Raw genomic sequence first — 14275 nt, 5'->3', positions numbered from 1 at the left:
TTGTTACCCTCAGCAATTACCCCTAGTCCCGCCCCATATTTCACCGCAGAAAGGTGAACCCATGAACACGCAGCAGAGTTCAGAAAACCCCCGCCGCGCCGCCACGACGGCAACCATACGCGCCTACCTGGTTCCGGTGCTCGTCATTCTGCTCGTCATCACCGGCGGGTTCTCCATCTACGCACTTAATACGGGGCTACGCACCAATGTTGAATCCAATGCGCAGCCGTCCCGCGCCGCGCAACTAACAACCCGAATCAGCACGCAGACTGTTACCCGCACCTACTCGGGAGAAGTCAGCGTGTCACCCGCCCGAAGCTACACCGTAGGAACCCCTCAAGGAGTGGTGACCAGGGACGGCGCCAAGGCGGGTACCCAGCTGAGTAACGGCTCAATTATCACCACTATCAATGAGCGTCCCATCATTGCGTTCAAGGGTAGTATTCCCGCCTACCGCGACCTTGCCGTAGGCGCTCGCGGCGATGATGTTAAACAGCTCCAAGAAGCTCTAGAATCGCTCGGCTACAGTATCTGGGATGAGGAAGGAAACTACGGCGAAGCAACCGCCAACGCTGTCTACCGTTTCTACCTGGATCGTGGCTACTACCCTCCCGGGGATACTGACCGAACCGAAGAAGGACGCTACAACACTGCCCTGCCGCTCTCTGAATACCTCTTCGCTGACGGCAATGAATACACCGTAGACAACAGCTGCGGTACCAAAGGCCAAACCTCAACTCCGGCGCTGTGCACCCTATCCGCGGGTGGATACCGTCTGGTACTCTCCGCGGACGGTAGCGCTCTCAGCAATGAACTCGCTGAAGGACAGAAAGTCCAGATTCTTACTGATAACGGGAGCCCGCTCGAAGGCACTCTGGGCGCGGCCCTCACACCCGAAGGCTCAACTAACGCTGACGGCGGCGCTAACGCAGGTGCCTCCAACGGTGCGCAGAACAGCGCGCGACCTAACAGCGATACCTCCGCACCGGGAGCTACTGCGCGGAAACGCTACCCCATCACAATCGACTTGCCGGAAAACACGACGGCATCAACACGTTTTCAAGCAACCGTCACTCTCAACCGAGGCGCTGAAAACGCCCTCGCGGTGCTCGAAGCAGCCGTCAAAACCGAAGAAAACGGAACGCACTCCATCACCCTGGATAACGGTCAGAGCGTTCCCGTCACCCTTGGCATCTGCTCCGCCGGAATCTGCGAGCTCGTCAACCCCGCTGCAGAACTCAAGGCAGGTACCGTCGTGAAGCTGAAGGAGCGCTAAAATGCCTCATCACGAGACAGAACGTGCCCTCCCCACGAGCGCTACCGCCGCAAAACCTAATATCGAGTGCCACAATATTGCGCGTTTCTTCCCGCCCTCCACCTGGGCGCTTAAAAACGCAACCCTCAGCATTCATGAAGGCGAATCGGTGGCCATTACCGGTGCCTCCGGAAGCGGAAAATCTACGCTCCTCTCTATCATCGGGCTACTCGATCAGCCCTCCGAAGGTGAGCTGAAAATATTGGGCCAAAACATGGGCACCGCCAGCGACGCCGAGCGAACTGTAGCACGCCGTGAGCACATCGCTTTTGTCTTTCAGGCGTACCACCTTATCGCTCATCTGAACGCCACCGAGAACATTGCCCATACCCTCCGGATGCGCGGCGTACCGGGCTGTCAGGCACATCAGCGTGCGTTGCAGGCACTCGAACAGGTGGGTTTGGGGCACCGTTTGGAGGTTCTTCCACGCAACATGTCCGGTGGTGAACAGCAACGAGTCGCGGTTGCGCGTGCGTTAGCTTGCGCCCCGCGTATCCTACTGTGCGATGAGCCTACAGGAAACCTCGACACTGAAAACTCTCACAAGGTGTTGGACCTGCTCCTCGCCGGCCGTGCGGAGAAGCAAAGCCTGGTCATCATCACCCATGAACCCGATATCGCGGCTCGCTGCGACCGGCAGCTACACATGGTCGATGGGATGCTCGTTAGCCCCGAACTCACTCGTCCCGAAGAACCGGCCCACCAAACGCTCATAGAACCCGTTGTCAGGGGAGGATAGATGCTAAGGAACAACCTTCACTACGCTCTCCTTGCAGTTGTTCGCCGTTGGCGCCGCAACCTGCTCACGGTACTGGCGATGCTCGCGGGAACAACCACCATCATCATGCTGGTGGGCGTCAGCGAGTCGTCAGCACTCAACACGAGCTCGCAGCTGGTCAGTTACGATTCCACCCGGCTCGGTGTGCGCCTCCAGCCGCAGACCTGGGATATACCGGAGGATGAACTGCTCTGGCGCGTTAACCAAGTTCCAGAGGTCAAAGCTGCCGGTACAGTCACCATTGATACGCAGACAACGCGTCCGCAGGTCAACAGGCCGGGGCATGAGGGCCAACAGACACCCCTCGCAATCGTTTCAGAAGCAGGTTTGAAAGCACGAGGTGCGCACATTGTTGAGGGGCACTTTTCGGAGCCTGCCCGCGAACGCCCCGGTGAGCCTACCGTCTATCTGGGCGTTGCCCTCGCGAAGGAGCTAGGGGTCAGCACTGAGCCCGGGCGGAACATGATTGAGGTCAACGGAATGCGAGCCTATGTGCTCGGCATTATCCGTGACGGCGGCAAAAACGCTGCTCTCAGTAGCGCTCTTATTCTGCCGACCACCTCCACTTTCTTGCCGCAAGCCCACACCCTGCAACGCGGTATGGACGTCATCGTGAATCCAGGAAGTGCAGATACGGTCGCGGAACAGCTCAAGCAGGTACTCGATCCGCAACGCGCCCCCGTTGATACAAACATTGAGATTCCGCCTTCACCGGTGACTCTTCGTGCTTCCTTAACGAAGGATAGCCGAGCTCTTACGACCATTATTCTGGTGGTTCTTATCGTCTCGACAAGCTTCGGCATTGTGATGACCATGCAGATTTCGGTCTGGGAACGCCGCAGGGAAATCGGCATTAACCGTGCATTAGGGTTGGGACGGCGAGATGTGGCGGTCAGCTTCCTGGCGGAGGCGGCTCTCCTCGGAGCCCTTGGCGCTCTTGGAGGCTTCATCCTCGGTATTCTCGGTTCCTGGGTTGTGTGCCTTCTCAACGGCTGGGCGCTATCTCTGCCGCCCCTTATCCTAGGGATTCCTTTCCTCGGCTTGGGTGTGGGCATCGTGGCGGGTGCATTGCCCGCCTACGCGGCAACGAAGGTTCAGCCGCTTGAGCTGCTGCAATAACTGCCCCGCTGAAATAATTGCTCGGCGCATAAGGGTGGTGCCCCGGAAGGTCATTCTTCCGGGGCACCACCCTTTAGCTATGTGGGTTTATGCGATTGAGGGGCGAAGCCTAGCCGGCGTGAACGTCTTCGTCATGTACGTTCTCGTGGCACAAATCCTCGTGCAGAATATCCCGCGCCGGATGCTGCCGCGCCCGCTCCTCCGCAGCACGGTCAGACAGCGAATAAAACCACGTAATGTGCTCGCACACCCGCTCATAGGCTGCCTGCTCATCGTGAGAGGCAATCGCCTCAATAATGCCGTAATGCTGCTGCTGCAACGTGCGCTTGACCGCCTCCCAATCCTTCAGGAAAGGAACCGCCTCCTGCACATAACTCATCGTCGCCATGTGCAGAGAGTCAATAACCGTATCAAGCACAATATTGCCGCCGAGCTTCGACAGCTCATAGTGAAAACGCGTATCGCAGAAATGGAAGCGCTCATCGCTGATCTGCTCATCCATCTCCGCCAGATGCACGCGCGCCCGCTCCAGCGCCGCCGCACGCTCCGGTGTGTCCGGCGCGGCAGCCGCCGCACGCGCCGCAGGACCCTCCAGCAGCAGGCGGGTTGAGACAACGTCCTTCACCGGCAGGCTGCGGGTCGCAATGTGCATGCGCAGCGCCCAGCTGAGCGCATCCGACGGCTCAGAAATGATAATCGCGCCCGACTTCGGTCCCGAACCCGTGCTGGAACGAATCAGACCCAGCGCGTTCAAAACCCGAAGGCCCTCACGGACCGAGGGGCGGGAAATACCGTGCCGTGCCGCCAGCTCACGCTCGGAGGGGAGCTTATCGCCCACACGCAACTCACCCAGGCGCAGGCGCCGCTCAAAGGTCTCCAGAATGATGCTGTAGCTGCGGTCCGCCAGAATCGGCTGGCGCTCAACCACAGGGGGCGCCTCTGCAGGCTGGGTGTCGTCAAAAGAACGAGGCATACTCTCTCCTGATAACGAGGCGGATAACGAAAAGAAGTCTCGACTCAGCATGTTCTCCCAAACTATTGGGGCAACCTATCGAGTCATAAGGGGCATAAAAAGCGGGGCGGCGATACCGGAAAGGTACGCCGCCCCGCTGTGGCCTCCGGTCAAACCGGGGCGAATGTCCTACTGTTCGTGAAGCGGATGCTTCAGGAACTCTCTAAAACCTGAGCTTCAGATTAGGGAATCATGAAGGACAGCACGTTGGTCTGCAGGAAGACCAGGACGCAGACGAACAGGAGCATAGCGAAGGACCAGGGGAGGACAGCCTTGAGGATGTCGGATTCCTTGCCTTCCATGTCCACGGAGGTAGCAGCAATAGCCAGCGACTGCGGGGAGATCATCTTACCGACCACACCACCGGTGGTGTTAGCAGCCAGCATGAGCTCGGGGGTTGCGCCGTGGATACCTGCGTGCTGCAGGTTCTCAGCAGCAGACACCTGCAGCTTGGAGAACAGTGCGTTCGCGCTGGTGTCCGAACCGGTCACAGCGGTACCGATCCAGCCCAGAGCCGGTGCGAGGAACGCGTAGACGGTGCCCAGGCCTGCCAGGAAGGTACCCATAGCAATGGTCTGACCGGAGAAGTTCATGACGTATGCCAGTGCCAGAACCGAAGCAATGGTCAGGATGGACCAGCGCATGCGGTAGACAACGGAACCGAACTCGGTGAAGATTGCCGGGAACTTGAAGGCGTAGCGGCCCTTCTCGTTGAAGAAGAAGTAGACCACAGCAACAACCAGACCGGAAATGATCAGCAGGGTGCCGGGGTTGGACATCCACGCGAAGTTGTAGACAGCGTCCTTGACGGGCTTGCCGTCAGCGGTGACGAGGCGGGAGCTCAGAGCCTGGATATCAATCTTGATGACGAAGCTCTTCAGCCATGCCTTCAGGCCAGCGTGCAGGTTAGCAACACCGAAGATTGCAACGACGATGACGTAGGGCAGCAGTGCCATCCAGACGCGAACGGCGGGCAGAGCTTCCTTCTCTTCAGCCTGTGCGGGCAGGCCGTAGCGTTCACGAACGCCCTCGACGCCGCGCGGCTTCCAGAACTGCAGGAAGATCACGGCAACGCCCATGGAGACGATGCAGGCAACAACGTCGGTCAGGTTGTATGCGGGGGTAGCGGCGGTGACCCACTGTGCGATAGCGAAGGAAACGCCGATGACCAGTGCGGGCAGCCAAGCGTCCTTCAGGCCCTTCATGCCGTCGAGGATGACGAGCAGGATGAGCGGAACGAGCATTGCCAGGAACGGAGCCTGGTGACCAACGATGGTTGCGATAACGTGTGGGTCCTTGCCGCCGACGTCAGCTGCGGTGGTAATCGGGACAGCAACCGCGCCGAATGCCACGGGTGCGGTGTTAGCGAGCAGAACGGTGATAGCAGCCTTGAGGGGCTTGACGCCCAGTGCCAGAATCATGGTTGCGGTAATTGCAACGGGAGCGCCGAAGCCAGCCAGTGCCTCGAGCAGACCACCGAAGCAGAATGCGATGAGGATAGCCTGGATGCGCAGGTCGCCGCCGCCGAGGCGGTCGAAGACGCGGCGCAGGTCTTCGAATCGACCGGAGAGAACGGTGATCTGGTAGAACCAGATGGCGCCCAGAATCACCCAGCAGATGACCAGGCCGTAGATGGCGCCGCGGACGGCGCTCAGGCCGGCGAGGTCAGCGGGCATGTGGAAGCCCAGCGCTGCTACGAGGATGGATGCTGCCAGTGCCACGAGTGCGGACCAGTGAGCGCGTGCCTTAACGCCCAGTAGCATCACAAAGAAGGTGAGGAGGGGAATGGTTGCCACGAGCGCGCTGAGGCCGAGGCTACCTCCCACTGCATTGGTTACAGCGGTATAAGTTTCCACTGGAACTCCTTTGGTTCAGGGTGTGTTTTGTGTGTGGTCAGACCATAGATAATTCTGTGGGGAACGAGTCATTGTTCCCTGCATGGGGATGTGGTCAGACCATTGATCGCATGTTTAGAAGAGTACCGGATAATGTGGTGATTCACCAAAAGTGACCTGACTCATTTTTGTGGAAGGCGACCGGAACCTGGGCTCGCTTCCAGTGAAACTGCCGAAATATTGCGGTTCTGATAGTTAATTCCAGGTTCTGAAACTCGAATATTTTCAGATACATCACGAGTTGGGTGTATGGGTCATTGGTTTACCCAGGGGAGAGTCTTCATTTGGACGCATATACCCGAAAAGAATGTTGTTTTAAAAAGGAAAAGCCCCATAAAACAACCATAAAATCTTCAGAACGGCGGATTTCTAGGGGGTTTATGGTCCACTTCTGTGTGTTTGATAAATGTTCAATCTGCGAAAAGAATATAGGGGTCTTACGGGGGGTGCATGGGAGATGAGGTCACATGTACCGGAAGGTAGGGAAATATACCTTAAGGTCAGGTCGACCTAACCGGTTATTTAACAAGGAAAGTATGTGCTATTCCAACTAGAGAAAAGCCGTCCAACGGTGTTAAATGGCTAGAAAGATAAAAGACATCACCACGGTTTCTGATCCCACCGCATCCCACCTCCACTTGGGGCGCGCACATTAGCCGGAACCATCCGGCCCAGCTTCCCCGACTCAATACATCTGAGTCGCTTCTTTGGAAGACCGAACTTGTTCGGACTGTGCCCCGCCTGCCCCAGACGCAGGCGGTGAGACCGAGAAACTCTGAACACAGAGGAAAGGACGGACAAGTCATGCGCATTGCACTCTTCTCCACGTGCATCGTTGACGGCATGTACCCCCGCGTAGCACGCGCCACCGTCGAAATTCTTGAGCGCCTGGGCCACGAGGTTGTCTTCCCCCCGAACCAGACCTGCTGCTCTCAGATGCACGTCAACTCCGGCTACTTCGATGACGGTTACGAAGTCATCAAGAACCACGTTGAAGCTTTCGACTCCTGGGACTGGGACGTAGCTGTTGCACCCTCCGGCTCCTGCGTTGCTTCCCTGCGTCACCAGCAGGCAATGGTCGCACGTAGCCGCGGCGACGAAGCGCTGGCTCTGAAGGCAGAGCAGATCGCTTCCCGCACCTTCGAGCTTTCCCAGCTGCTAATCGACATCCTGGGCATCACCAACGCTGCCGAGCAGCTCGGCTCCTACTTCCCCGAGCACGTCACCTACCACAGCTCCTGCCACGGTATGCGTATGCTCGGCCTGGGCACCCGCCAGCAGGACCTGGTCCGCACCGTCGAAGGCATCAAGTACACCCAGCTCGAGGGCATGGACCAGTGCTGCGGCTTCGGTGGTACCTTCTCCTTCAAGAACGCTGACGTCTCCGGCGCAATGGTCAACGACAAGGCAGACAACGTTGAAGCAACCGGTGCTTCCGTCTGTACCGGCGGCGACTGCTCCTGCCTGATGAACATCGGCGGTGCGCTGATGCGTCGCGGCTCGGACGTTCAGACCATCCACTTCGCTGAGATCCTCGCATCCACCAAGGAAAACCCGCTCAAGATTAACTCCGAGCGCGTCGAGCTCTCGATCGGCTAAGGAAAGATAAGACCTCATGACCGCTATTCAGCTTGGTATGCCCAAGGTCGTTCACTACGGCGAGGGCAACATTTTCGAAGAAACCCCCTTCCCCAAGTACGCGAAGGAAGAGCTCAAGAACGAGCAGCTACGCGCCAACCTGCGCTTCGTGACCCACGCGATCCGTAACAAGCGCGCACGCGTCACCGCAGAGGTGCCCGACTGGCAGGACCTGCGTAACACCGGTGAGTCCGTCAAGAACTACGTTCTGGCGAACCTGCCCGAGCTGCTCGAACAGTTCGAGCGTAACTTCACTGCCGCAGGCGGCCACGTGCACTGGGCACGCAACGCCACCGAGGCAAACCAGATTGCTTTGGACCTGATCCGCGAGCAGGGCGTGGACGAAATCATCAAGATTAAGTCCATGGCAACCGCAGAGACCGGCCTGAACGAATTCCTCGAGGAAAACGGCATCAACGCTATTGAGACCGACCTCGCGGAAGAAATCGTCCAGCTCGGCCACGACCGCCCCTCCCACATTCTGGTGCCCGCAATTCACCGCAACCGCCGCGAAATCCGCGACATCTTCCTGCGCGAAATTGAGGGTATTAACCCGGACATCACCGATGAGCCGGCAGAACTGGCAGAGGCATCGCGTAACCGTCTGCGTAACAAGTTCCTGAACACCACCGTGGCAGTCTCCGGCACCAACTTCGGTATTGCTGAGACCGGTACCCTGACCATCGTGGAGTCCGAAGGTAACGGCCGTATGTGCCTGACCCTGCCCGACACCCTCATTACCTTCATGGGTATTGAGAAGATTCTGCCCACCTTCCAGGACTACGAGGCATTCCTGCAGCTGCTGCCCCGCTCCTCCACCGGTGAGCGCATGAACCCCTACACCTCCATGTGGACCGGTGTGACCCCCGGTGACGGCCCGCAGAACATGCACGTCATCCTCATCGACAACGGCCGTACCGCCGTTCTGTCCGACGAGCTGGGCCGCCAGGCACTGCGTTGCATCCGCTGCTCCGCTTGCATGAACGTGTGCCCCGTATACGAGCGCGCAGGCGGTCACGCCTACGGCTCCACCTACCCGGGCCCCATCGGCGCGATTCTGTCCCCGCAGCTCTCCGGTATCGAGGCTGCAGAGAACAACTCCCTGCCGTACGCATCCTCCCTCTGTGGCGCATGCTACGAGGTCTGCCCCGTGAAGATTAACTTCCCCGAGGTCCTCGTGCACCTGCGCGCTAAGGACGTCGAGTCCAAGCACGCTATCCGCGAGTTCGAGGGCAACAAGAAGGCTCCCTTCTCGCAGATGGACGGCATGATGCTCGGTGCGAAGAAGCTCTTCACCTCCGGCAAGATGATGTCGATTGCAGAACGTGGTCTGCCCATGTCCCGCCTCATTAGCGGCCGCAAGCACAAGATCACCGCTGTTCCCGGTATCGTCGGCGGCTGGACCGCATACCGCGACATCCCCGAGCCCCCCAAGGAATCCTTCCGCAACTGGTGGAAGAAGGAGAAGGGTCAGGCTCCGGCACGCGATAACGCACAGCGCGTTGACATTCAGGCCCTCATCGAGGCTAACAAGGGTAAGGCAGCTGAAGCGGCTGCAAACGCTAAGGCTGCTCAGGAAGCCCGTGAAGCTAAGGAGAACAACTAATGTCCTCTGCTAAGGAAGATATCCTCGCACGTATCCGCTCGTCCCTGGCTGACGCACCCGTCGCCCCCGAGCCCGTACGTAACTACCGCCGCGTCAGCGAGCTGAACGAAGAGCAGACCATTGAGATGCTCGTCGACCGCCTCATTGACTACAAGGCAAACGTGTTCCACGCGAACAAGGAGAACATCTCTGAGGTCATCGCAGAACGCCTGGGCGAAAAGTCCACTTACGTGGTTCCCGAGGGCCTGAACATGGAGTGGCTGCCGGCTGACACCGCTGACCGCAAGCGCGTCACCGACTCCGGTAGCACCCTCAAGCCCGGCTGCCTGACCCTGAAGGAACTGGACGCAGTTGACGCTGTGGTGACCGGTTCGACCGTCTCCTGCGCAGAGACCGGCACGATCTTCTTGAACACCAACCCCGATGAGGGTCGCCGCGCCATCACCCTGGTGCCCGACCACCACATCTGCGTGGTGCCCCGTTCCACCGTGGTGGAGCTGGTTCCCGAGTCGATCGAGCGTATCACCTACACCCGCCCCGTGACCATGATTTCCGGTCCGTCGGCAACCAGTGATATCGAGCTGATCCGCGTGGAGGGCGTGCACGGCCCCCGTACCCTGGACGTCATCATCTACGACGCCTAAGGTAAAGCGCCAGAAGGCAAACCTCTAAAGAAACCGCCCGAGAGCTAAGGCTCCCGGGCGGTTTCTTTATGCCCTCTTGGCTTCTGCATCTTTCAGAGCAGTAGAAAGCGGCGGAGAAGATAAGCGAACGGTGGCGGGCTCATGTTTCCCGCCACCGTTCTGTGCTTTATAGGGTGGTGTATCGACGGTTAGCGTCGTAGCGCCCCGTAAAGGTGCTTAGGCGCGTGCGTCGAAGTGCTGCAGACCGGAGTCCTCGCGGCTACCGCCCTGGCCATCGCCAACATCGTGGTAGTCCTTGATCCACTCGATCTTCTGAACCCACTTGACCATCTTGTAGCCGTGCATGGAGTCCGCACGCAGACGGAGCGGGCCACCGTACACATCGGGCAGGGGCTTGTCGTTCATGCCCCACGCCAGGATGGTCTCATCTTCCATTGCCATGGAGATGTCCAGGCACTCGTAGTAGGGTTCGGTCGGGCGGCCGTCGTAGGTGTGGCCCACGTGGCCGAAGGAGGTCACCATAACGTAGCGTGCCTCGTCGGTCTTCTCGACCAGTGCGAGAACGTCGCGCAGGCGCACGCCCTCCCACTTGGCGATGCCGGTCCAACCCTGCATGCAGGTGTGCATGGTGATGTTGACTTCCTTGCCCAGCTGCTTGAGCTCGTCAATGCTCAGGGACTTGGATTCCTTCACCAGGCCGCCCAGCTCCAGGCGGTAGTCAACGAACTCGTGCTCCTTCAGGCGGTTCCACTCGGTGCTCTCACGCTCGGTCGGCGGGCGAGTGTTAACCCAGTGGAAGGGAGAAATATCGGCATCGGTGAAGGTCTTCTTCTGCACCTGGCGGGAGGTGATGCGGTCCAGCAGGACGTTACGAATCGGCTGGGTCAGACCCCAAATGAAGGTCTGGGTGAATCGCAGGTCGCGCAGGGACCAGTAGGATGCGAAAATCCACAGAGCCACAGCGAAGACAATGCCGCCAATGAGCATGGTGACTGCCTGAGCGAACTGTGCTGCGTCCACCTCGTTGTAGGGCTTGTTCAGCATCATGTGGGCGATGTTGTACTGGGGGTGAACCACGAACACCAGCGCCACGTGAATGACGGTGAAGACGCAGTAGAACGCCATGCCCAGGAAGTGGATGGAACGCGCGGTCTGGCGGTTACGGAAGAGGCGCACGTAGCCGGGGAAGCGGCCGCAGAATGCCGGGCTCATAATCGGGCCGGTTGCAATCATCAGCGGTGCCACGATGAACACCACGGTGAAGTACATAATCTGCTGCAGAGCGTCGTACGGCTGGAAATGCTCAATCGAGGGAATCTGGAAGCCAGCGTAAATCTGGATGGATTCCCACGCCTGCGGGATGATGTCCCAGCTGGTCGGGACGATGCGGCGCCACTGACCGGTCAGGAACAGCAGGGAGACATATACCAGACCGTTAACGATCCAGATGACGGTGACCAGTGCGTGCCATGCGCGGCCCAGACCAATCTGGGCTTTACCGGGCAGAGAAATCAGGGGAGACAGGGTGCGCTGGTCATCGCGCGCAGTAAATGCGCCGGGGGTGGTAGGGACCTTGTCCTTGGTGAACTTAATCCACTCAGAACCCGGGGTGCAGTGGTTGTTCCAGTACAGGCGGGGGTGAGAGGCGAGAACTTCCCAACCTGAACGAATCAGGAAGCCCATCATAATGAAGTTGATAAAGTGCGTAATTCGGAGCCAGGCCGGGAAGTCCAGCTCTACGCCACCAGTGCTCGCGGTGAGGAGTAGTTGGTGCATGATATTTCCTTCGGAAATGACTGTGTGTGCAGACAATCTTTAGGATTCAGTGCGAGGCCTTTGAGATGTGAGGTTAGAAATAATTACCTTTCTGACCCATATGATCCTCCTCCGTGGTTGGGAGCCGCCGGGGGTATCGTCACGGATACTCCCGAAAGGGGCGCCTCCCGTGTGTGAGAGGGGAGGTGCTCCAGCTCCCGCTGGGGCGGAAGCGACTCTGTGTATGTATGTTTGTTTATGTGTGTTTTAGGGAAATTCCCTGTCCGCTTTCAATTTTATAGGACAAAGTGTCAGTCGTGAAAGCTAAGACACGTCATGTTCTGTAATATTTGCATAAAAAATCCGAATTTAAGGAAGATTCTCATCTTTCCGCGGTTTATAGGGTCTTTCGGGCGCAAAAAACCCACCGCAGCCTCAGGAGGGGATGCGGTGGGTTTTGATCCTATATGTGGGATGCATGTTGGTTTGCAGGGCTTTAGCTGCCTGGTATTGTGTGGTTTTATAAATTCAATCCCACATAAGGTTGGGGTGACTGTAAGCGGGGTACCCGCTCAAACCGGTTCGTACCCGATCTTGAAATGTCGAACCGCAACCGTAGCCGCTGCTAGATCTCTGCAGAACCCGTATTCTCCGCAGAACCCTTACGCTTCTTTGCTACGCTTCTTTGCCTCAGCCCGAGAGGCTGCTCGAGACGCAACGCTAGAACCAGCGGAAGCGCCCGTAGCCTCGGCAGAACCGGGCTGAGCATCAGCCGGGGACTCAGATTCGGGCTGGGTCTCAGAATCAAGCTGGGGCTCGGAGCCAGGCTGGGACTTCAAACGAACCACCGGAATCATGCCTGTGGCAAGCTTCGCCTGCGCATTACGCTGAGCCTTCAACGCATTCATCTGCTCCTTACGGCTCGGCTCCTGCTGAATCGGCTGACCAGAACCAAACGCCTGACGAATACCCAACGCCCATAGCGGGAACAACAGAACCGTCAGCGCGCCGCCGGCAACCAGCAGCGACGCCGTGGACTCCTCCAAAAGATCCGAACTGGTCGCAACCTCTGTCACCGCCACAATAATCGGCAGACCCGCAGCCGAATACAACGCCAACTGCGCCTTCTGCGCGCGAGTAGTCAACCCCGAACGGGTATCGAAGAAATGCTCCGCCAAAAGAACCGGAACGCCGCGGCACAGCAGAATACCCACCACCACGGCAAGCAGACCCAAAGGCTTAGCCACCACAGCAGAGACATCAATGCCCATACCGCTGACCACGAAGAACAGCGGAATCATGAACGTAAAACCAACCACCTCAAGGCGGCGAGTCATCATATGCAAAGCCGCTGGAGGGGTCAGGGTACGCAAAATCAGGCCCGCCGCAAAGGCACCGAGCACCGCATCCAAATCAAAGAGGGCAGTGCACATGATCAAGGTCGCCAGCAGGAACATCGCAAGACGCAGAACCGTCTGACCGGTCGTATTCGCCTCCGCAGCCATAATCTGACGCAGACCCGGCACATGCGCAAACAGACGATGCGGAATCAACGCCACAATCACCGCCACCACCATAAACGCCAGCAACACCACGATCGCCATGCCCGGCGAACGCGAAGACAGCAGCAGCGAAATAGCGAAAATCGGCAGAAGCTCACCCACCGCACCGTGCACCAGCACCGCATTACCCACCGGCGTACCGGCAGCACCGTGAGACTTCAACATCGGCAATAGCGTGCCCAAGGCCGTGGAACTCAACGCCACGCCCACCGCAATATACGTATTCAGCTCATGCGAGAACGACGTAATAACCGCCGCACCCGTCATGCCCAGAGCAAAGCACACCACCCACGTGGCAATAGCGCTATAACCCTGACGGCTACGCAACGACGACACGTTAATCTCAAAGCCCGCAATCAAAAAGAGCATACCCAAGCCCAGCTCCTTCAGCAGCGGGATACCGCCCTCACTGCTGGCAAGGTTGAGCATATTCGGGCCAATCAGCAGACCAAAAATGAGCAGGAAAACCACATCAGGGATCTTCTTGCCCGTCAGCCGCGAAAGAATCGGCGACAGCAACGCAACCAACGTAATCCAGAAAATGGACACAAACTGGCCGCTATCGTGGCTCGACCCTTCCGACAGAGTCGTACCCGAAGCAAGAAGAGCACCAGACGCCCCCAAATCCGTCAAGAAAAGCGGGGAAAAAGTCGAAAACATAAAACCTCAACGTGGTGTGTGCAGGTGGGGCGCGTTTGGGACAGTAAAAGGAGCGAAATCATGCTCCCGCGGGATTGCCCCACCTTTAAGAACGTACCAATGGTACACACCTAACCTCGTGCAACAACACTTGAACATCACCAACAGGGCAAGAAGCTCCAGCCAGCAGCCGACAGAGACACGGTATGAGAGCAAAACCTCCGCGCCACCACCCGAGCAGACACAGCTTCCACCGTTACACTTAACACCTATGCCAGCGCATCCGGCACACACCACCGGGTAGGCAATACC

At 58.3% G+C, this 14275-nt stretch carries 10 protein-coding genes; 6 read left to right on the top strand and 4 right to left on the bottom strand.

All coding sequences use genetic code 11. The features are described 5' to 3' along the window. Nucleotides 1-61: 61 nt before the first annotated feature. From O3675_RS05555 to O3675_RS05545, 3 genes are read left to right on the top strand one after another with little or no spacing between them, the layout of a single operon-like run. Nucleotides 62-1276, top strand: a complete 1215-nt coding sequence (locus tag O3675_RS05555) for a peptidoglycan-binding protein (RefSeq protein WP_294456321.1) — start codon at nucleotides 62-64, stop codon at nucleotides 1274-1276. Between the two features lies 1 nt (nucleotide 1277). Beyond that, nucleotides 1278-2054, top strand: coding sequence for an ABC transporter ATP-binding protein (locus O3675_RS05550; RefSeq protein ID WP_371571453.1), 777 nt, complete (start codon nucleotides 1278-1280; stop codon nucleotides 2052-2054). Then, on the top strand, nucleotides 2055-3212 hold the full coding sequence (locus O3675_RS05545; RefSeq protein ID WP_371571452.1) for an ABC transporter permease: 1158 nt from the start codon (nucleotides 2055-2057) through the stop codon (nucleotides 3210-3212). Nucleotides 3213-3321: 109 nt separating this feature from the next. Here the strand turns inward: O3675_RS05545 and O3675_RS05540 are convergent, their stop codons facing one another. Beyond that, nucleotides 3322-4185: a FadR/GntR family transcriptional regulator gene (locus tag O3675_RS05540; RefSeq protein ID WP_005508239.1), complete on the bottom strand. Its 864-nt coding sequence runs from the start codon at nucleotides 4183-4185 to the stop codon at nucleotides 3322-3324. Between the two features lie 221 nt (nucleotides 4186-4406). Further along, entirely contained in the window at nucleotides 4407-6080 is a 1674-nt protein-coding gene (locus O3675_RS05535; RefSeq protein ID WP_371571450.1) for an L-lactate permease, read from the bottom strand. An 843-nt stretch (nucleotides 6081-6923) separates the two neighbouring features. Between O3675_RS05535 and O3675_RS05530 the strand changes: the two genes are divergently transcribed. The 3 genes from O3675_RS05530 to O3675_RS05520 are packed head-to-tail and all read left to right on the top strand — an operon-like array spanning nucleotide 6924 to nucleotide 10007. After that, nucleotides 6924-7718, top strand: coding sequence for a (Fe-S)-binding protein (locus O3675_RS05530; protein ID WP_005504630.1), 795 nt, complete (start codon nucleotides 6924-6926; stop codon nucleotides 7716-7718). 16 nt (nucleotides 7719-7734) lie between these two features. Then, nucleotides 7735-9363 carry a lactate utilization protein B gene (locus O3675_RS05525; protein WP_070593815.1) on the top strand — a complete coding sequence of 543 codons (1629 nt, stop codon included), beginning with the start codon at nucleotides 7735-7737 and terminating at the stop codon, nucleotides 9361-9363. Further along, entirely contained in the window at nucleotides 9363-10007 is a 645-nt protein-coding gene (locus O3675_RS05520; RefSeq protein WP_049351951.1) for an LUD domain-containing protein, read from the top strand. The genes O3675_RS05525 and O3675_RS05520 overlap by 1 nt, the downstream gene beginning before the upstream one ends. Before the next feature lie 216 nt (nucleotides 10008-10223). On the opposite strand, the gene O3675_RS05515 is transcribed toward O3675_RS05520, so the two are convergent. Together O3675_RS05515 and O3675_RS05510 are read right to left on the bottom strand one after the other, a co-directional pair. After that, nucleotides 10224-11783: a molybdopterin-dependent oxidoreductase gene (locus tag O3675_RS05515; protein ID WP_005504634.1), complete on the bottom strand. Its 1560-nt coding sequence runs from the start codon at nucleotides 11781-11783 to the stop codon at nucleotides 10224-10226. Between the two features lie 641 nt (nucleotides 11784-12424). Next, a complete protein-coding gene (locus O3675_RS05510) occupies nucleotides 12425-13984 on the bottom strand; it encodes a cation:proton antiporter (protein ID WP_294626185.1) in 1560 nt (519 codons plus the stop codon). Nucleotides 13985-14275: the final 291 nt, after the last annotated feature.

This window comes from Rothia sp. 27098_8_27 (assembly GCF_041432805.1).
GTDB lineage: Bacteria > Actinomycetota > Actinomycetes > Actinomycetales > Micrococcaceae > Rothia > Rothia mucilaginosa.
Note: the sequence above shows the minus strand (reverse complement) of the source record. Positions and strands in the feature narration are given on the sequence as shown.

What these genes read in the sequence shown, in the direction of transcription:
- O3675_RS05555 (WP_294456321.1), top strand. Translation starts at nt 62, where the DNA reads ATGAACACGCAGCAGAGTTCAGAAAACCCCCGCCGCGCCGCCACGACG.
- O3675_RS05550 (WP_371571453.1), top strand. Translation starts at nt 1,278, where the DNA reads ATGCCTCATCACGAGACAGAACGTGCCCTCCCCACGAGCGCTACCGCC.
- O3675_RS05545 (WP_371571452.1), top strand. Translation starts at nt 2,055, where the DNA reads ATGCTAAGGAACAACCTTCACTACGCTCTCCTTGCAGTTGTTCGCCGT.
- O3675_RS05540 (WP_005508239.1), bottom strand. Translation starts at nt 4,185, where the DNA reads ATGCCTCGTTCTTTTGACGACACCCAGCCTGCAGAGGCGCCCCCTGTG.
- O3675_RS05530 (WP_005504630.1), top strand. Translation starts at nt 6,924, where the DNA reads ATGCGCATTGCACTCTTCTCCACGTGCATCGTTGACGGCATGTACCCC.
- O3675_RS05525 (WP_070593815.1), top strand. Translation starts at nt 7,735, where the DNA reads ATGACCGCTATTCAGCTTGGTATGCCCAAGGTCGTTCACTACGGCGAG.
- O3675_RS05520 (WP_049351951.1), top strand. Translation starts at nt 9,363, where the DNA reads ATGTCCTCTGCTAAGGAAGATATCCTCGCACGTATCCGCTCGTCCCTG.
- O3675_RS05515 (WP_005504634.1), bottom strand. Translation starts at nt 11,783, where the DNA reads ATGCACCAACTACTCCTCACCGCGAGCACTGGTGGCGTAGAGCTGGAC.
- O3675_RS05510 (WP_294626185.1), bottom strand. Translation starts at nt 13,984, where the DNA reads ATGTTTTCGACTTTTTCCCCGCTTTTCTTGACGGATTTGGGGGCGTCT.